We start from the raw sequence: 17,325 nt of genomic DNA on the forward strand, positions 1-17,325 counted from the left end.
TTTCTTATTTCTTCACCTAGAGTATTGGTTACTACTTCTACTCTACCATTTGCATCTCTTACTTCTGTAGTAAAGTCAAGATTGACATAGCTATCAAATACTCTTGCTATCTCATTTGTATCACTGCCTATCTTTTTCTCTAAATCATCTAGCATGTGATTTAATACATTTTTTAACTCATTTAATTGTGGATTATGTGGTGTTTCTGTGATTCTTGCTCTAAAATCACCTGCTTCTATTGTTTTAGCGGTTTCTACGGCTTGAGCTACTGCTTTAGAATCTTGCTCTAAACCTAGCTTTGTTTTTTCTATGTTTTCGTTTATGGCGTGAGCCATTACGCCTACTTCATCGTGTGAGTTAATGTTTAGTGGTTTTGGGGCAGTCTTGACTTCATGATTCAGATACCTAAAGAATGCCACTAAAGAATCTTTAATTGTATTAATAGGATTTGTAAAGAATCTAATAAGGAAGAAAATCGCCACAGCACCTAAGGCAATCATAGCAATTGCCAAGCCAATTGTCTGTATAAGACTTTCATTGATTGCTTCTGTATAGTCAGCCTTATCAGCAGTAGATACAACGGTCCAACCAAATGGAAATTGTTTATAATATCCAGACTTATCAACCACCTGCCCATTTTTCAGGGTTAAATCATAATCAATAAAGCCTTCTTTGCTTTTTGTAAGTGCATCTTTGAGTGCAACCTCCACATCTTTTGATAAACCGCTTCTCACAAAATCCATATCTTCATGTGAGAAAATCGCTCCACTTGAATCTGTTAAAAACACACTCATTGAGGGTAACTCTGGATTCTTATAAAGAACGGAATCTTTCTTGAAAATGATTAACGCCAATATCAAATCCTACAACACCGATAAATTTACCATTTTTGATTAAAGGCATTGTTGCGGTAGCAAACATTTCGCCTTTATATTTACCAACTTCACTTGCATATACAGGCGTAATGATTCCAGCTTGTTTTGCCTTTGTTTCTACATACCATGGGCGTTGCCGTAAATCTACATTACCTACATCTTCCCATTCTGATGAAAATTTCGCCGTTCCATTTGGATCATAATCTTGCAAAATCGCCTTGCCATCACTTTCATACACGATGAACATTAAAGGATACTTCACTAATGATGACGCTGAATTAAGAATAATTCTTTGCTGCACCACATTGTTTCTATCAGTATTAACAATATCCCTTGCTAATACCCTTAAATGCTCTTGGGCTTCATCACCCATTGTTATCATAATGCTACGATAGGCTGACTCTAGTGTTTGTGCTTGAATACCTTGATAGATGTCTGTTACATCATTCTTTGTCTTAATAAAGTTAAAAACGCTAATAATAACAATGATAACAGAAAATATTGCGACTGCACCGGCTGCGAGTTTTCCACTTAATGAACGAAACATTGCTAATTCCTTCTACATTCTTATCCAAAATCTTTTTATGTCATAAAAATAACATAAATCGTAAAATCCAGAATTATAACACAGATTCGTGTTAAATAGTGTGAATAAATAAGCATTATTATAATTAATTAGTGTAGATTCTAAGCATAAATCCATAATAACAATTGAGTTGTAAAGATTAATATATGAAAATTGGCAAAATATGGTTGTATCGATTTATAAAAATATCAATCATTTTGCGTGTTTTCTGTGATAGATTTTCCTGCAAAGATCATGCGATGGATTGCAGGTGATGACATAATGATTTGTGTTTGTTTGTCGTATTATCATATTGAGTTTCTTTTTGCCTATTTGTAAAACAAGGCGATTATTTTGCCATGTGAATGAGAAAAGATTTGTGTTTATTTGGGCGTTTTGTAGTAGTGAAGTTAGGGTTTGTTGATTTAGAATCTTTTTTTGCAGGAATGCGTAATAGGCTTGTTTGTTTATCTCTTGCTGCAAGGTTTGTATATGCAGGTTTGCTTGACGCAAGGCTAAAGAGTTTGTAGTATAGGGTTTTAGCATGAATATAGATAGGATTGATAGTAAAGCAAGGCTTAATAAAATCTCAAGTAAGCTAAACGCATGGGTATATTTTATCTGCATTTTATTCCTATTTTTATTTCTAGGGCTTTTTATCGTCCCTTATTATAGGATATTTTGTTTTGTTTGTGGAATCTTGATGGAATCTTTGGGTTATAGATTTTTGGATTTTTATTAAAGTATAGAATCTAAAATTAAAAGATTCTATAATGTGGATTCTGTATGGTGAGATTCTAAAGATTCTAAAAGATAGAATCCAAAAGCATATTTACATACTTATCGCATACATTCTTTTGCGTTCGCTTGAGCCTAAGATTCCAAGCTGTTTGCGGTATTTTGTGATTGTTCTACGCACCATTTTTAGCGCAAACTTTTTTTCTATGAGTTCAAGTATTTTTATATCTGATAGTGGCTTTTTCTTATCTTCATTGCGTATGAGTTCAAGCAAGAAGTCTTTAATACTCGCATTAGAAGTATCGCCATCAACTGCCGTTGTAAAAAAGCTTTTAATTGGAAATATACCGCGATTGCATTCTAAAAATTTATTGGCAATAGCACGCGATATGGTGCTTGGTGAGTGTCCAAACTCATCGGCTAAATCTTTTAGCTTCATGGGCTTTATCTCTCCGCCTGTGAAAAACTCATATTGATATTCAATGATCATAAGTCCTATTTTGCGTATAGTCGCCTTTCGCATGTCAAGGGCATCGACTAGATCTCTTGCTTCTTTGAGTTTGGTTTTAAAATATGAGTTCTCTTGTGCTTCTTTAAAATGGGGCTTTTCTATAATCATGCTTGGATAATATGAGTCATTAAGGCTTAGTTCAATGCTATTTTCTTCCTGTGTGATGATAATATCTGCAATAACCGCACTAGAATCTTCATGGAAGTCAAGGCTAGGCACTCGTCTAAAACCGCGAATGACTTGCATGACTTTTTCATAGTTTTTATGCTTTTTGTATTTTATGTGATTCTCAAGATTTTTTATAATCTCTAAGGCAAGATCATAATCTGCGTTATCTAGCTCACTTGCATCAAGCTGAAATATTAGGCTTTCTTGTAAATCTTTCGCACCTATTCCACCCGGCTCTAAATGACAGAATCTCTTCCTTACTCTCTCTATCTCATCAATATCAGTTTGGATTCCAACATGCTCTAAATCTGCAAGTAACTCATCTGTATCGCAGTCAAAAAAGCCCTCACTATTGAGATTATCAATAATAGCTAGGGCTATTTCTTGGCTTCTTTGTGTGGGGAAAAGCGGGGGATTAATCTGTTCTTGCAGTGTTTCAATAAGCCCTTTTTCATAGATAGTAAGAAGCTCTATTTTATCGCCCATTGAATTTTTAGTATTGTGCATACCTCTTTGTGGGGCTTTAAGCGGCGTGAGTTTTGTTTGTAAGCTTGAAGTGAGTGCTGATTGAATCTCTATGTAGGGATTATCTTCGCTAATTTTACCTAGTGTCTCTTCTAGCTCATTAATAGGGCTTTGAAGAATGGGTAACCAGCTTTTTAGCGTTGATGATAGTTTTGATTTAACAGCGACATTCTGTCTTAACTTTGCCATTACAACACACGCCTTTTTAGAATCTTAATGTGTAATTGTAGCAAAAAACTAGACTTTTCTAGCTAAAAATCACTTGAGTAAGGCTGTATGAAGACTAGATTATGAAATCACTTATCCCCTAGCAGCAAGTTTATTTATCGCTTCTGCGTTCAGCTCGTCCATATGCGTTTTCATCACGCGAGAATACATATCTACAAGCCTATTTGTCTCAATCATGCCTGTCATTTCTAGCACTGCATTGACATTACTTTTTTCTAAAAATCCTTGTGTAACTGCCCCGCTATTATAGACAAGATTTGCCCCTGCTAGACCTTCTGAGTCTGTATTATCTGGCTCTTTTCTCTCTTCGATATAAAGGCTACCACCGATTTTTTTCAAAAACTTTGGATTATCAAAAGTAACGATAGCTAAACTCCCACCAGCAATATTATCTGCCATGCCCTCATTACCAAGCTCTTTAAAGCTTACATTTCCATTTGTATCGACATTTATTTGCATGTTTGCATTCATTAAGATTCCGCCCTCATTGTCGATACCATCACGCGATAAAACATGGAATCCCTCTTGCGTTACAAGATAGCCATCATCGCTTATACTAAAGCTACCATTTCGCGTATAGGCAATGCCATTTGGAGTCTGCACGGCAAAGAATGTATTCGGTGCTTTCAAAGCAAAATCAAGCGTATTTTCAGTTTGCTCCATAGCACCAACGCTAAAGTCTGTATATTCTTCTGCGATTGTAGGCACACGAGTCATTGTGCGATTTATAAACTTTGCTGCTGCCTTTGTCTCATCGGGTATAGGCAGAGTGTCTTGATGTCCTTGCACCATACGCAAAAAATCGCCTATCACAACATCATCGCGTTTGAATCCATTTGTATTGAGATTTGCTAGATTATTTGAGATTACATCGAGTCGATTAAACTGCGTAATCATACCGCCTGTTGCACCATAATATCCTGTCTGCATAGTTCTATCCTTAGAATTGTTTTGTGATTATAAGCAAAAAACTTTCCATTTTTGTGTTGTTTGGGTTTATTTATAGAATCTTTTGTTTTTTGGGGTATATGTTGTGAATTCTGTTTTATTGGGGTTTGGTGTGTATTTTGAAAAGAGTTGGATTCTCAACCATTTGGGCGGGTGCAAAATAGCAAGAATTTAAATTTTATAACAAATTGTCATATTGAGCGTAGCGAAATATCTTTAGTCTTTATGATAGTTTGTAAAGCCACCATTATGAAAGCGAAGTATTTTAGAGATAGAATCTTTTGAGTATTTTATATGCAATCTTAGCAACCTCAAGTTTTTAAGTTAAATCTTTTTATATAAATTAGATAAAGTTTCAATAATTTAAGCGTGTTGTAATTATTATTTTATAATCGCTCATTTATGCTAACTTTAATTTAAGGATATTCTATGATACAGAAGCTATGTAGGCGTATTGTTTTGACATCCTGTGTGGGTATAAGTGTTGCATTTGCACTTGATGTAGTAAAAAATTTAGAGAAAGATTGTAATGGCGGTAATGCTGTTGCTTGTGTTGATCTTGGAAATATGTATGATTTTGGTTATCCTTTCAAGCAAGACTACAAAAAAGCGACAGAATTATATCAAAAAGCATGTAATAGTGGTAATGCTGGTGCTTGTTCTAATCTTGGCTTAATGTATGATTATGGTAAAGGTGTAAAACAAGATAAAAGTAAGGCAAAAAAGCTATTTGGCGATGCGTGTGATATGGGGTATCAAGGTGGCGTGATGATTATAGGGATTAAACGAAGCTGGTGTGCAGTAAGGACTAGATAATACTTTGTGATATTTTGTAGTTTATTATACTTGTTTTTATAATTGTTGAAATGAGACATTTATTATATTAAAAGGTGAATAGAAAGGACGGAATCAATTCTGCTGGAAATCTCATTATAAAGCAAATTGATGTTATTAATATTTTTGAAAACTTTAAAGCATATAAATCACGAATATTCGCTGATTCTAAACCTAAAAATCCGCACGCTCAAAGACGATATGACCTCCACACAAGCAAAAAGATTCTTTAGCAACTATAATTTTAGATGTTACCCCAGTTTGACGCAAAGAGCAATAAGCAGATTCAAGGCTTTCATATTTGTTTATTCCAAAATAAAATATAAACAATTTATCTCGTCACAAGAGGCAGTTGTGATGCTAGAGATTCTGTGGAAACTGGTTTTGGAATTTATTGACAAAAGGGCAAGTGCCACACAAGCCTACTGCGAAGATATGCTAAGGTTCTATATTTTAAAACACACACATAAGCCTTCTTTTTTTGTGCGTTTTGTGAAGAATTCTACCTTTGTGTTGTGAATCTTTGCAATTTCTTTGACAATAAAAAGTCCTAGTCCAAGTGAGTGGCTGCCCTGCTTTGTATTGCTGCCTTGATAGTATTTTTTTGTAAGATTTGCAAGTTCATTTTTTGCCACACCTAAGCCATCATCAATAACGGCGATATAACCATCATGTATTTGCACGATGACCTTTGTGTTTGCATATTTTAGTGCATTATAGATAAGATTGTTTAGGACTTGTTCTATTAAGATTCTATCAGCAAATATAAGGCGATTTTTGCCCTCTAACACAATCTTTTTATCTTGATATACCGCTTTTAAAAGATAATTATGGAATCCTTCTATGACCTCTTCACAAAGCAACAAAATATCAAATTGCTCCATTTTTATCGCAATGACATTGTGTTCTAAACTCTCGCTTAAAGTAAGCTTATTTAAAAGGGCATTAATCTTTTTACTATATATCATAATGCGATGCAAAAGCTTATTTCGCATTTCTTCTTCCATTTCCTTGTGAATCATAATGGTTTCAATGCTTGCTTGAATAATGCTTAGTGGATTTTTTATCTCATGTGAGATACTTGCTAGAAGTTGTGTTGTTTGGAGATTTTTTTCATGCAGTTTTCTTGTGCGTTTTTGGATTCTATTTTGTTGTTTTTGCATGGCTTCACTTAGGGCTTTTAACTCGCTAATATAGGGATTATTATCCTTTTTTAATGCCTTAAAATTAATATCTTGAAACTTCTTTTCTTTTAAATTGCAAAGGGCATTTTTTGTAGATTCTATAAGATAAGCGTCTTTATCTATATCTTTTTTGCGTAAAAAATGTGCTAATACAAGAAGTAAGCCAAGTAGATTACAAACTATGGCTATGCTTGTAAAATCAAGAAGGATTGCAAGAATGGATATTGCAAAGAAAGTCCCATAAACTAGCATAGTTTATAGCCCTCATTGCGTATGGATTTAATCTTTACTTCTTTAGTTTCTTTCTCTATTTTTTTACGCAATCTTTTTATGCCGACATTTACGCTATTTTCATGATAGCCATCTTTGTTTCCCCATGCGTGTTCAAGTAAGAAGTCTCTACTCAATGCCTTGCCTGCATGCTGTATGAAGCATTGCATAATGCGTGTTTCAAGTGGGCTTAATTGGATATTAATATCTTCAATGCTTAATTCCTTTGTATCCACTTCTAGCGTTATATTTTTATATTTCAGCACAGATCGCACAGAATCTTTTTTATATCGTCTAAGCACTGCTTGAATGCGCGCTACAAGCTCATCAAAGTTAAAAGGCTTTGTTACATAATCATCAGCATAATGTAGCCCCTTTACCCGCTCCATAGGCAAAGACAAGGCACTCACTACAATAAAGGGTATATCATAGCCCAAATCTTTTACTTCCTTAATAAAGTCTAGCCCATCTTCTGCCACGAGATTCCTATCTACTAAGATAAGGGCTACATGCTCTTTTTTTAGGAATCTTTTTGCCATATCAGTATTGAGACAACCCACAACCTCATAACCACTTGCGTTTAAAGCAGCATTTAGATTAAGCTCGATTAAATCAAGCAAATCTTCTTCATCATCAATACATAAAATCACTTCATTCACTAGCTATCCTTTGCTTTTGTTAGTTAGCAATACGCAATTTTGGATTCTACCTTTTTTTCAATAATATGTAACCAAATAATCCAAATCTATACGGCATAATTAGGCAATATAAGGCTATTTACATACAAAATATTTTGATACAGAATCTTAAAATTTATAGCAAAGATTACATAAAACATTTACAACTAGGTTTTGATCCCAATATATTATTTTTTGACAACTTTATGATAGAATGGCTACCTTTTAGTTATTTTGTAAATTTGTATCTAAGAGAAAGGGGCTAACATGAAAGAATCAACATATATTTGGAAAAATGGCAAACTTATCGCTTGGAATGAAGCAACCACGCATATTTTAAGCCATACTTTGCATTATGGTAATGCCGTGTTTGAAGGCACAAGGGCGTATATGACAAAAAAAGGGTTAGCGATATTTCGCCTTGATGACCATACAGAAAGGCTTCTTAATAGTGCAAAGATTCTATTAATTAAATGCCCTTATACAAAAGAAGAACTCAAACAAGCACAAATTGATTTATTAAAAGCAAATAGCAAGGATTTTAAGGGTAATGTCTATATCCGCCCGATTATTTATCTTGGCTATGGGGCTATGGGGGTTTATCATTTAAATTCGCCCGTTGAAACCGCAATAGCTGCATGGGAATGGGGTGCATATCTAGGCGAAGAGGCTTTGCAAAAAGGCATTCGCGTAAAAATTAGCTCTTTTGTAAGGAATAATGTAAAATCTACAATGGGTAAGGCAAAGGCGGCGGCGAATTATCTTAACTCACAAATGGCAAAGCATGAGGCTATTGCAAGTGGCTTTGAAGAGGCTTTATTGCTTGATGATAATGGTTTTGTAGCAGAGGGTAGCGGTGAGTGCTTTTTTATCGTTAGAAATGGGGTATTAATCACACCGCCTTATGATAACACACTAGAATCTATCACACAAAAAACGACTATTGAACTTGCAAAAGATTTGGGCATAAAAGTTGAGCAAAGACGCATTACACGAGATGAAGTGTATATTGCAGATGAAGCGTTTTTCACTGGGACTGCCGCAGAGATTACGCCTATTTGCGAAGTAGATTTCCGCACTATTGGTGCGGGTAGTCGTGGAGAGATAACAAAGAGATTGCAAGATGAATTCTTCAAAATCGTTATGGGGGAACATGAAAAATACAAGCATTTGCTGACATACATTAACGAATAATGTTTGCATTTTACATGAAGCTGTGATTGCAAACAATAGATTCTATAATATTGTGTTATAATCACGCTTTGACTATAATCTAGACCTATACAAAGGAACTCAATGCCAATAGATTTAAACGAACATAGACGCAAACAACAAAATAATACACCAAAGCAAACACCGCCAAATAATGAAAATAGAAATAATGGAAATGGCAATAATAATGGTAGAAACAATAAGGGCGGATTCAATATGGATTCTGTGCCGATGCCAAATATGCCAAGCGGCAAGTTTCTAACCTTTATCATATTTGCGGTTATCTTTATAGTGATTTTTGTGTTAGCACGACCATTTGTCATTATTAATTCTGGTGAAGTTGGAATCAAGGTCAATCTAGGTAAATATGATGATGTGCCTTTAACGCCGGGCTTACACTTTTTTGTGCCAATCATTCAGCAAGTCATCGTTGTAGATACTAGAATGAGAGTATTGCATTTCTCACGCAATGAAGATATGGGAAGTGTAGGAAGAGATGATCAGAGTGTATTGCGAAATGATGCGATTAGCGTTATGGATTCTCGTGGTTTGCCTGTGTCTATTGAGCTTACCGTGCAGTATAGACTAGACCCCGATAAAGTCCCAGAGACTATTAAAAATTACCGCGTATCATGGGAACAAAAAATCATTAATCCAGTTATAAGAGATGTTGTGCGAAGTGTTGTTGGTAATTACCCAGCAGAAGATTTACCAAATAAACGCGATGAGATAGCAGGACTTATCACTTCAAGTTTTGAGACCAAATTGCAGGCTACACCAAATCAACCTGTTATTTTTGATTCTATTCAGTTAAGAGAGATTGTATTGCCACCTATGGTAAAAGAGAGAATTGAGCAAGTCCAAGCTGCAAAACAAGAAGCAGATAGAGCAAAACAAGAAGCAAATGCCTTGAGAGAGAGAGCGCAAGGTAGAGCCGATGCAGCAATTATTGAGGCAAAAGGTCAAGCACAAGCAAACCAGCTTTTAAGCGAGAGCTTATCACAACGATTGCTTGACTTGCGTCAAATAGAAGTGCAAGGTAAGTTTAATGAAGCATTGAAAGAGAACAAAGATGCACAAATATTCCTTACACCGGGTGGTTCTGTGCCAAACATTTGGGTAGATTCTAAGTCGAAACAACGCACAACAATTAGCAATCATTAATATTTGGGGCATTGTATGAATCTTGTAGAGACAATATTATGAAGCGAGTGGATAATATGAAATGCTTACATATTGCTTGGGATAATAAAGGATTAATCCCTTGCATAACACAAGATTCTATAAGTAATGAAGTGCTTATGCTTGCCTATATGAATGAAGAAGCGCTAAATCTTACTTTACAAACAGGGATAGCACACTATTTTTCACGCTCAAAACAAAGGATTTGGAAAAAGGGGGAGCAAAGTGGTAATATACAAGAAGTGTGTGAAATAAAGCTTGATTGTGATAGCGATTCTATCTTACTTCGTGTGAATCAAAAAGGTGTGGCATGTCATACGGGTGAGTTTTCATGCTTTTTTAAGAATATTGATTCTATAAATAAAGATTGCGCTACTACTAGGCAAGAGAGCCTAGAGACTACAAAAGATTCTCTAACACATAGCCTAAATACTTATGATACACTAGATACACTTTATCATACGCTTTTAGAGCGTAAGAATGCAGATAGCACGACTTCTTATACTGCCTCACTTTTTGCAAAAGGCACAAATGCTATTGCAAAAAAGATTATTGAAGAAGCAGGGGAATTTTGCTTTGCATTAAAAGATAGAGATTCTAAAGAGATTATTTATGAATGTGCTGATGTGTTTTATCATATTTTAGTGGGACTTGCGAGTGAGAATATCCACCCAGATAGAATCTATCAAGAGCTTATAAAACGCATGGGTGTGAGTGGGATTGCAGAAAAACAAAGCAGAATACAAACATGCAATGAAGTAAAGGATAAGTAAGCATGAAAGAGCAAATACTCAATTTTATCTCATATTTTCATTTGTATGATTTGATTTTATTTGCGTCATTTGCATTGATTGCTATGTGCTTTGTATTTTTATCTTTTATTTCATTTCGCAGAAAAATTATTTCTATTCCCCTATTTTTGTTAGGATTTTGTCTTATTATCGCTATTCCTTTTGCAATGCGTTATTTTATGGAAGAAAGATTCTACAAGATAGAAAAAGAGATTGCTTACGATCGCACTTATAATTATTCTGATGTGTATCAATATATCGCGACAATTACGAATGTTGGTAAAAGAAATATTGCTGGTTGCGTGTTTTCACATCAGATTCTTTATGATACAGATAACGAGCAGGGGATAACAAAATACAAGCACAAGATACTGAATCTCGTAAAGCCCAAAAAAGTTTATAATAGAGATATTCCTATGGATTTAAAGGTGGGGCAAAGCATAAAGATTTCAGAAGTTATGGAGAATTACGCACATAAAGGGGAAAAATATATCACAAAAATAGAGTGTTATGGTAAAGCTAGACATAAAGAGAACGCAAAAGTTTTACAAGGATTCTATAAAGACAATAGCAAAACAGAAGATAGTGAAAATACAGATTCTAAAAAAGTGGCAGATGATGCAGGAAAAGATGATATGAGTGCATATACCGATGAGATAAAAAAGCTAGATGATGATAAAAAAGCTAAAAATATAGCCTCACAAACCCAAAAGGTAAGCATAGAAAAGCAATCACAAAATATCAATATAAATACACAAAATACAGAATCTGCAAACCTAGATTCTAAAGATAATCAAACACAAGATAGCATGAATACACCGCCAAAAACAGACACGCCGCAATCACAAGGCATACCACCACAAATCATGCTGCCACCACAAGAAGAAACATTAGCACCAAATTGGCGTGAAGAAAGGGATAAATTTAACCCACCATTGCTAAAAGAAATGCCTAGATAGAATCTTTGTGGATTTTTTACTGAGATTCATATATTTGTTATATGTGAGATGGCTATTAAATTATGCGATTTCATTGTGCGTTTTAACTAGGAATTTTGCATATTTTGAATGAATTATTTTAAAACAATAAAAATCATGTTATAATAAACTATTTTTACATTGAAAATAAGTTAATACCAAATGGGAGATACAATATGGCTGTGAAACTATTATGCCTATCATCTGCAAACACAAGTCCATTCGCCAAAGCCTTTTTGCAATATATCGCTAAGCATGATTCAATCGAGTATGATTACGCAGAGATTGAGCCTTATGTGCTTGCTAAGATTCCATTCACAAAGCTTTTAACGCATTTTTGCTCCCAAACACCAGATTATGTCATGTCTTTTGATGGACATTATCGCTATATTAAAAATGACCCAAAAATCCCTTTTATTGAAATGAGTAATTCTGTAGCAGGACCCATTCGGACTAATCGCCCCTTTATCAAAACCCCTGTAGAATGGGAAAATAAAGTAGTCAAAGTAGAACCAGCATGGTATAACAAGGTATTGCCGATTGAAGATAAAACGATTTATAGCATGCTTGATTCCTATCGTTATGTATATTTACGCTATCTCGTTGCAGAATCAAAGAAGAATCCAGCAAGAAAAGAACCGCCATTTGCCTTTTATATCCCCGATTGGAACACGCACACAGATGATATACTGAACAATATTTATCGCTATTTGGATTTTTGCAGAGAAGATCGTTGCGGTTTGCATGTCGCATTGTCAAAAGCTGTGTTAGATCCAACTGATATGAGTTTGGAAGAAAAGTATAAAATGAAGCGAAAAAGCATTGACACTACACTAAAGATTATCCATGATGAGATCGATAAGTTTAATAAGGAATATGAAGAAGAGGGGCTTATCGGCAGAGTTGTAGAGAATACTAACTATGAAAAAGACTTATTGAAGTATGATATTCGTCTATTATCTATAGAGCCAAGTAGCACAACATGGCTAGAAGCACTCTATATGCTTAAAGTAAAAGGAGTGCAATGCAATAAGATTCGACTTGTTTTTGCAAGCGGACGCAGATTCCCGGGCACAGACGACTTTGATAAGATGTTGCCTGATGTTGAGAAATATTTTAAAGAGAATCTTATGCGTAGAGATAAAACGCAGATGCTTGGGTATATCTACACGACAACAGACAGATTCTATCATTTCTTAGATTTTCAAGAGAATTTTGCGTTACACATGGATTTTAATAAAATTGCTGATATTATCGCAAGTGGTGGAAATATACAACAGCAAGAAGCACAATAAGATTCTAAATATTTAGTCTAACTTGTGCTTTTTTATATCCCTTCTTAAAACATTAAAGGCTTTTAGCCTTTTGTTATAATCTTAAGCCATACTTCGTATTTTCATATCTACTAACAAATTATTCTCAATTATTATAAAGATTTTTATTTATAAGAAGTGGCAAGTAACACAATGCGAAATTCATACTATTTCAAAATATTTTCCCTTTATTGTTAAAGTCCTATATACATAAATTATTTATAATGCGATTTTATATGTTTATGTTACTTTTATGAGGGTTTATTATGCAAAAGAAAAAACGCGTTCTGATTAAATTTTCTGGTGAAGCTTTAGCTGGGGCTGGTGGATTTGGTATTGATTTAGATATTTTAAAGTTTATTGCAAAAGAGATTAAGAATCTCTATGAGTGCGGATTGGAAATTGGCATTGTTGTTGGTGGTGGCAATATCATTCGCGGTGTGAATGCAGCCCAAGGTGGGCTTATCAAACGCACAAGTGGGGATTATATGGGTATGCTTGCGACTATTATTAACGCCGTAGCAATACAAGAAGCTTTGGAGAGTTTGGGGCTTGATGTGAGAGTGCAAAGCGGCATTGATGTAACAGAAGTTTGTGAGAGCTATATCCATAGACGCGCTTTACGACATTTGGAAAAAGGGCGGATTGTAATCTTTGGTGCTGGCACTGGGAATCCATACTTTACAACCGACACTGCAGCGGTATTGCGTGCTATTGAGATTGAATCTGCTGTGATTGTGAAAGCTACAAAAGTAAATGGCGTTTATGATAAAGATCCCAATAAATATAATGATGCGACACTTCTGCCTACTCTAACTTACGATGAAGCACTAAGAGATCATATTAAAGTTATGGACGATACTGCGATAGCTCTTGCTAAAGACAATAAATTGCCAATTCTAGTATGCAATATGTTTAAACCCAACAATCTTATTGATGTATTGGTCCATGAAATTGGTGAATTTTCGCTTGTGAAGTAATTTTACACAAAGCAAAAAGTATAGAATCTATGCCGCCACACATTCAGCCAAACACTCACATTAAGGTCTTGCAATCGCATTTTATGCAATCAGCCCAGACAATAAAAGATTGCCCACCGCAAAACTGCACTGAGATAGCCATGCTAGGACGAAGCAATGTAGGCAAAAGCTCGATTATAAATCTTTTACTCAATCACAAACTTGCAAAAAGCTCAAGCACACCGGGCAAAACAAAGCTCATTAATTTTTTTAGCACCACTTGGGAGCTAACTACTAACAAAGACTCTATGCCCAACACACATGAAAGCATTGCAATGCAATGCAAAACAGATTCCATGCAAAATAATCAAGATTTACTACAAACAGAATCTATGCGAATCCCACTTATATTTATCGACTTTCCGGGCTTTGGATATGCAAAAGTGAGCAAAGATACAAAGAAAGTGTGGGATAAGCATTTGACTGATTTTATCTACAAGCGGCAGAGCATTAAATTATTTTGCCATTTAATCGATTCCCGTCATACAAATCTAGCGATAGATACAGAGATTGAAAGATTTTTGCAAAAGATTGTAGAATCTAGACAAGATTGCAAACTTCTGCAAATTTACACAAAAGCCGATAAGTTAAACAAGAGCGACTACCACAAGCTAAAAACTCAAAACAAACTCACAATATCTACACTCAAAAAAACCCCACAAGCCACACAGCAACTCTATCATGCAATTTTACATGCAAGCCTTAATTGGTAGTTCATGTTGCTTTCACGCAAATACACTTTTTCTTTTAGTATGACATACAATCTCTCTGTAATAAAATTACGAAAAATAAATATATAAAATCCCTAAATGGTAAGATTTGAAAATTTCATACACAAAGAATACCCTTAAACACATTAGCACATAAAAGCCTTATATAAAGGGGTTTTATAACAAGCTACTTTATAATTGTTGTAATTCTTTTTTTTTACTTCTACACATGTATTTTTGAATGTATTCTAAAAAAGGATACACAAAACATTACTACATGTTAAAGCATGTTTTATGCGCTAAGAAAGCATATACAACTACATGTTGAAACCTATCAAATACCATTAAGCAGAGAGAATGTAAAAACTAAAATATTTTTTGCTTACCCTACATTGTTGTGTTTTATATCAAAGCATTAATAAGTCTGTAACACCTTAAAAGTAATTTTATGTCAAGTATGATACGCATTTTGTAGTTTTGTATAAGTAATATTTGTATCTGTGAAAACATGTATAAGCATTAATTTTATTATGTATTTTTAGTATGCAAACTAAGCAAAACAATATGTTTAATTTAATAAATTTTAGAATCTTCATAAATCTTTGGAGCGATAAAAATGGCAAAATAGCAAAGCTTGGTAGGGGAATCTTTCAATGATTCTATCATTTCTTTTAAATGCCTTGTAATCGGCAAAAGCTCATTATTTACCTGCCCCCTGCCACAAATTAAACTCACTTCAATAATGCTTTCACTCTCTTTATCCTTGCAAATAATATCAGGCTTATTTCCACCTGCAAAGCACTTTGGCAAACCCTCATCATCAATGCTATAATTTGGCATAACTTCTAAGTCCCCAAAATGCTGTTTTAAAGCAATGGCGGTTAGAAATTCAAATCTTACAGGCTCTGGGATAAATCTTAGAATCTCATCTTTGCTTGTCTTGTTTTTGCTAGTTAAAACGCTTAATTCGTGGTAAATTTGCTCTTTGCTATATTGGGCGGCAAAAGATTCAAGCATTTTTTGCTTTAAGCTCTCTTTGTTTGTGTCAATTTGCTCTTTTAGCTCTAGTGTATGAGAATCTATTTCGCCCATATATGCAAAATAAGCCTTTTTGTCATCAAATTTTTTATAATGTGAATAATGCTTTAACACATAATCAATCTTTGATATTTCAAAAGTGTTAAAGTCTATAAACCTACCATTTCCACGCAGTGAAATAATCCCTGTAATTCTCATCTTTCTAATATATTCATCTATGGATTCTTTGCAAACTTGTGAAAATTTAAAGTGTTTTGTGTTGCTAATTTCTAAAGGCTTTAAACATTTTTCATGATATTTGCGATCTTTTGGGTGTGGGAGCATGAGATAAAAATTAAATTGACTTCGCCTACTTGACCACAAAGTATCATTTTAAACTGCAAACAAAAACTTTTTTGATGCCATATTAGGGCGTATTGCGCCTAACAGCGATAAGTAACATGTAGAAACCAACCACTGTTCTGAGCTTAATGCGGTGTTGGGGAGGGGCTATGTAGAATCTCATTTCATTCTACATATGGGCAATAGAAAACTTTATTTCTTCATTTTCTCATGCACACGAGATATAGCTTTCATATCTCTTGCATCAAGTTTAAAGTTAAAAATATCAGCATACTCTTTTGCTTGTTCTACGCTACTTGCTGGTGGTAATGTGATAAAGCCACTTTGCAAACTCCAACGCAAAGCAACTTGAGCACCTGTTTTATTATGTTTTTGTGCTACTTTTTGCAAGATTGGATCATACACAGAACCTTCAAAGTCCCCAAGTGCTGTTGTCGTGCTTACAGCAATCTTTCTATTTTGGAATCTCTCTATTAATACTTTATTTGCATGATTCAGTGTAAATGGGCTGATATTGAGCTGACTCACCATAGGCTTAATCTCGCATGATTCCATAAACTCATCAAATTGTTCTGCTTTAAGGTTTGCAATGCCGATGGATCGCACTCTCTTTTGCTTATATAGATTCTCAACCGCACGCCACACTTCTCTTGTAATCTCTAGCCATGAAGCCCTACCTTTTGCCTCTGCAACCTCAACAATGACTAGGTCAAGATAATCTGTCTTCATCTTTGCAAGTCCCTCGTTGAAAGCATCTAGCACTTCACTTTCTGTTGAAATGCCCTTTGGCAATTGCAATGATAAAAATACATCTTGTCGTGGAAGCTGACTAAGCACATATCCATCTCCAGCCTCACTTGTCGCACCATGTGCTTCTATGTATTTGAAACCAGCTCTTAAAGCCTCTAATATAACTTGTCCGCCTTCTTTTGTGCCACCTAAAGCATGTGCACATGAGTCAATCCCATAGCGTGGAATCTCTACGCCATTAGATAACTTTTGTGTGCTAAAAAAACCTTGTATATCAACACGGGGTGCAGCAAATGCTATATTCAATAGGCTTTGTCCAAGTAGCATTGCACCACCAGCTATACCTGCGATCTTTACAAATTCTCGTCTTGTCATTGTGTTTTGCATATATTCTCCTTTACTTTCGGTAAGCCAAAATTATACAACATAACCTATGTATTTGCAAGGATTTTACAAGCTTTTACTCAA

17 protein-coding genes are annotated in these 17,325 nt (G+C 34.8%); 8 read left to right on the forward strand and 9 right to left on the reverse strand.

Going from position 1 to position 17,325, the window contains the following annotated elements; genetic code table 11:
- From C6H17_RS12895 to C6H17_RS05890, 5 genes are all read right to left on the reverse strand, one after another.
- A partial coding sequence (locus C6H17_RS12895) for a HAMP domain-containing protein (protein ID WP_233714098.1) occupies nucleotides 1-854 on the reverse strand: 854 nt, incomplete at its 3' end.
- Nucleotides 814-1,422 (reverse strand): cache domain-containing protein, encoded by a 609-nt coding sequence (locus C6H17_RS12900; protein ID WP_104731376.1) that lies wholly within the window; start codon nucleotides 1,420-1,422, stop codon nucleotides 814-816. The genes C6H17_RS12895 and C6H17_RS12900, both read right to left, overlap by 41 nt.
- A 231-nt stretch (nucleotides 1,423-1,653) precedes the next feature.
- Nucleotides 1,654-2,067, reverse strand: coding sequence for a hypothetical protein (locus C6H17_RS05880; RefSeq protein WP_005217558.1), 414 nt, complete (start codon nucleotides 2,065-2,067; stop codon nucleotides 1,654-1,656).
- A gap of 205 nt (nucleotides 2,068-2,272) precedes the next feature.
- The gene (locus C6H17_RS05885) at nucleotides 2,273-3,571 is read right to left on the reverse strand and encodes an RNA polymerase factor sigma-54 (RefSeq protein WP_005217557.1); all 1,299 of its coding nucleotides are present in this window, start codon (nucleotides 3,569-3,571) and stop codon (nucleotides 2,273-2,275) included.
- Between the two features lie 111 nt (nucleotides 3,572-3,682).
- Nucleotides 3,683-4,540, reverse strand: coding sequence for a flagellar hook-basal body protein (locus C6H17_RS05890; protein ID WP_005217556.1), 858 nt, complete (start codon nucleotides 4,538-4,540; stop codon nucleotides 3,683-3,685).
- A 447-nt stretch (nucleotides 4,541-4,987) separates the two neighbouring features.
- On the opposite strand from C6H17_RS05890, the gene C6H17_RS05895 reads away from it, so the two are divergent.
- Nucleotides 4,988-5,374 carry a tetratricopeptide repeat protein gene (locus C6H17_RS05895; RefSeq protein ID WP_005217554.1) on the forward strand — a complete coding sequence of 129 codons (387 nt, stop codon included), beginning with the start codon at nucleotides 4,988-4,990 and terminating at the stop codon, nucleotides 5,372-5,374.
- A 464-nt stretch (nucleotides 5,375-5,838) separates the two neighbouring features.
- On the opposite strand, the gene C6H17_RS05900 is transcribed toward C6H17_RS05895, so the two are convergent.
- Together C6H17_RS05900 and C6H17_RS05905 are read right to left on the reverse strand one after the other, a co-directional pair.
- Nucleotides 5,839-6,828 (reverse strand): sensor histidine kinase, encoded by a 990-nt coding sequence (locus C6H17_RS05900; RefSeq protein WP_005217553.1) that lies wholly within the window; start codon nucleotides 6,826-6,828, stop codon nucleotides 5,839-5,841.
- On the reverse strand, nucleotides 6,822-7,505 hold the full coding sequence (locus tag C6H17_RS05905) for a response regulator transcription factor (protein ID WP_020995405.1): 684 nt from the start codon (nucleotides 7,503-7,505) through the stop codon (nucleotides 6,822-6,824). Before C6H17_RS05905 ends, C6H17_RS05900 begins: the two co-directional genes overlap by 7 nt.
- A 285-nt stretch (nucleotides 7,506-7,790) precedes the next feature.
- On the opposite strand from C6H17_RS05905, the gene C6H17_RS05910 reads away from it, so the two are divergent.
- From C6H17_RS05910 to C6H17_RS05940, 7 genes are all read left to right on the forward strand, one after another.
- Nucleotides 7,791-8,717, forward strand: coding sequence for a branched-chain amino acid transaminase (locus tag C6H17_RS05910; RefSeq protein ID WP_005217551.1), 927 nt, complete (start codon nucleotides 7,791-7,793; stop codon nucleotides 8,715-8,717).
- Nucleotides 8,718-8,819: 102 nt separating this feature from the next.
- Nucleotides 8,820-9,899 (forward strand): prohibitin family protein, encoded by a 1,080-nt coding sequence (locus tag C6H17_RS05915; protein ID WP_004084426.1) that lies wholly within the window; start codon nucleotides 8,820-8,822, stop codon nucleotides 9,897-9,899.
- Nucleotides 9,900-9,937: 38 nt separating this feature from the next.
- A complete protein-coding gene (gene hisIE / locus C6H17_RS05920; RefSeq protein WP_020995404.1) occupies nucleotides 9,938-10,690 on the forward strand; it encodes a bifunctional phosphoribosyl-AMP cyclohydrolase/phosphoribosyl-ATP diphosphatase HisIE in 753 nt (250 codons plus the stop codon).
- 2 nt (nucleotides 10,691-10,692) lie between these two features.
- Nucleotides 10,693-11,667: a DUF2393 family protein gene (locus C6H17_RS05925; protein WP_005217548.1), complete on the forward strand. Its 975-nt coding sequence runs from the start codon at nucleotides 10,693-10,695 to the stop codon at nucleotides 11,665-11,667.
- A 194-nt stretch (nucleotides 11,668-11,861) separates the two neighbouring features.
- Nucleotides 11,862-12,980, forward strand: a complete 1,119-nt coding sequence (locus tag C6H17_RS05930; RefSeq protein WP_005217547.1) for a hypothetical protein — start codon at nucleotides 11,862-11,864, stop codon at nucleotides 12,978-12,980.
- 284 nt (nucleotides 12,981-13,264) lie between these two features.
- The gene (gene pyrH, locus C6H17_RS05935; protein WP_005217546.1) at nucleotides 13,265-13,978 is read left to right on the forward strand and encodes a UMP kinase; all 714 of its coding nucleotides are present in this window, start codon (nucleotides 13,265-13,267) and stop codon (nucleotides 13,976-13,978) included.
- Nucleotides 13,979-14,118: 140 nt separating this feature from the next.
- Nucleotides 14,119-14,730 (forward strand): GTP-binding protein, encoded by a 612-nt coding sequence (locus C6H17_RS05940; protein WP_005217545.1) that lies wholly within the window; start codon nucleotides 14,119-14,121, stop codon nucleotides 14,728-14,730.
- 570 nt (nucleotides 14,731-15,300) lie between these two features.
- On the opposite strand, the gene C6H17_RS05945 is transcribed toward C6H17_RS05940, so the two are convergent.
- The gene (locus tag C6H17_RS05945; protein WP_223808308.1) at nucleotides 15,301-15,963 is read right to left on the reverse strand and encodes an AlwI family type II restriction endonuclease; all 663 of its coding nucleotides are present in this window, start codon (nucleotides 15,961-15,963) and stop codon (nucleotides 15,301-15,303) included.
- A gap of 336 nt (nucleotides 15,964-16,299) precedes the next feature.
- Nucleotides 16,300-17,244: an aldo/keto reductase gene (locus tag C6H17_RS05950; RefSeq protein WP_020995403.1), complete on the reverse strand. Its 945-nt coding sequence runs from the start codon at nucleotides 17,242-17,244 to the stop codon at nucleotides 16,300-16,302.
- Nucleotides 17,245-17,325: the final 81 nt, after the last annotated feature.

This window comes from Helicobacter rappini (assembly GCF_900198625.1).
GTDB classification, from domain to species: domain Bacteria; phylum Campylobacterota; class Campylobacteria; order Campylobacterales; family Helicobacteraceae; genus Helicobacter_A; species Helicobacter_A rappini.

Excerpts from the sequence above, each read along its gene's own strand:
- C6H17_RS12900 (WP_104731376.1), bottom strand. The coding sequence starts at position 1,422 with ATGTTTCGTTCATTAAGTGGAAAACTCGCAGCCGGTGCAGTCGCAATA.
- C6H17_RS05880 (WP_005217558.1), bottom strand. The coding sequence starts at position 2,067 with ATGCAGATAAAATATACCCATGCGTTTAGCTTACTTGAGATTTTATTA.
- C6H17_RS05885 (WP_005217557.1), bottom strand. The coding sequence starts at position 3,571 with ATGGCAAAGTTAAGACAGAATGTCGCTGTTAAATCAAAACTATCATCA.
- C6H17_RS05890 (WP_005217556.1), bottom strand. The coding sequence starts at position 4,540 with ATGCAGACAGGATATTATGGTGCAACAGGCGGTATGATTACGCAGTTT.
- C6H17_RS05895 (WP_005217554.1), top strand. The coding sequence starts at position 4,988 with ATGATACAGAAGCTATGTAGGCGTATTGTTTTGACATCCTGTGTGGGT.
- C6H17_RS05900 (WP_005217553.1), bottom strand. The coding sequence starts at position 6,828 with ATGCTAGTTTATGGGACTTTCTTTGCAATATCCATTCTTGCAATCCTT.
- C6H17_RS05910 (WP_005217551.1), top strand. The coding sequence starts at position 7,791 with ATGAAAGAATCAACATATATTTGGAAAAATGGCAAACTTATCGCTTGG.
- C6H17_RS05915 (WP_004084426.1), top strand. The coding sequence starts at position 8,820 with ATGCCAATAGATTTAAACGAACATAGACGCAAACAACAAAATAATACA.
- hisIE (WP_020995404.1), top strand. The coding sequence starts at position 9,938 with ATGAAGCGAGTGGATAATATGAAATGCTTACATATTGCTTGGGATAAT.
- C6H17_RS05925 (WP_005217548.1), top strand. The coding sequence starts at position 10,693 with ATGAAAGAGCAAATACTCAATTTTATCTCATATTTTCATTTGTATGAT.
- C6H17_RS05930 (WP_005217547.1), top strand. The coding sequence starts at position 11,862 with ATGGCTGTGAAACTATTATGCCTATCATCTGCAAACACAAGTCCATTC.
- pyrH (WP_005217546.1), top strand. The coding sequence starts at position 13,265 with ATGCAAAAGAAAAAACGCGTTCTGATTAAATTTTCTGGTGAAGCTTTA.
- C6H17_RS05940 (WP_005217545.1), top strand. The coding sequence starts at position 14,119 with ATGCTAGGACGAAGCAATGTAGGCAAAAGCTCGATTATAAATCTTTTA.
- C6H17_RS05945 (WP_223808308.1), bottom strand. The coding sequence starts at position 15,963 with ATGAGAATTACAGGGATTATTTCACTGCGTGGAAATGGTAGGTTTATA.
- C6H17_RS05950 (WP_020995403.1), bottom strand. The coding sequence starts at position 17,244 with ATGCAAAACACAATGACAAGACGAGAATTTGTAAAGATCGCAGGTATA.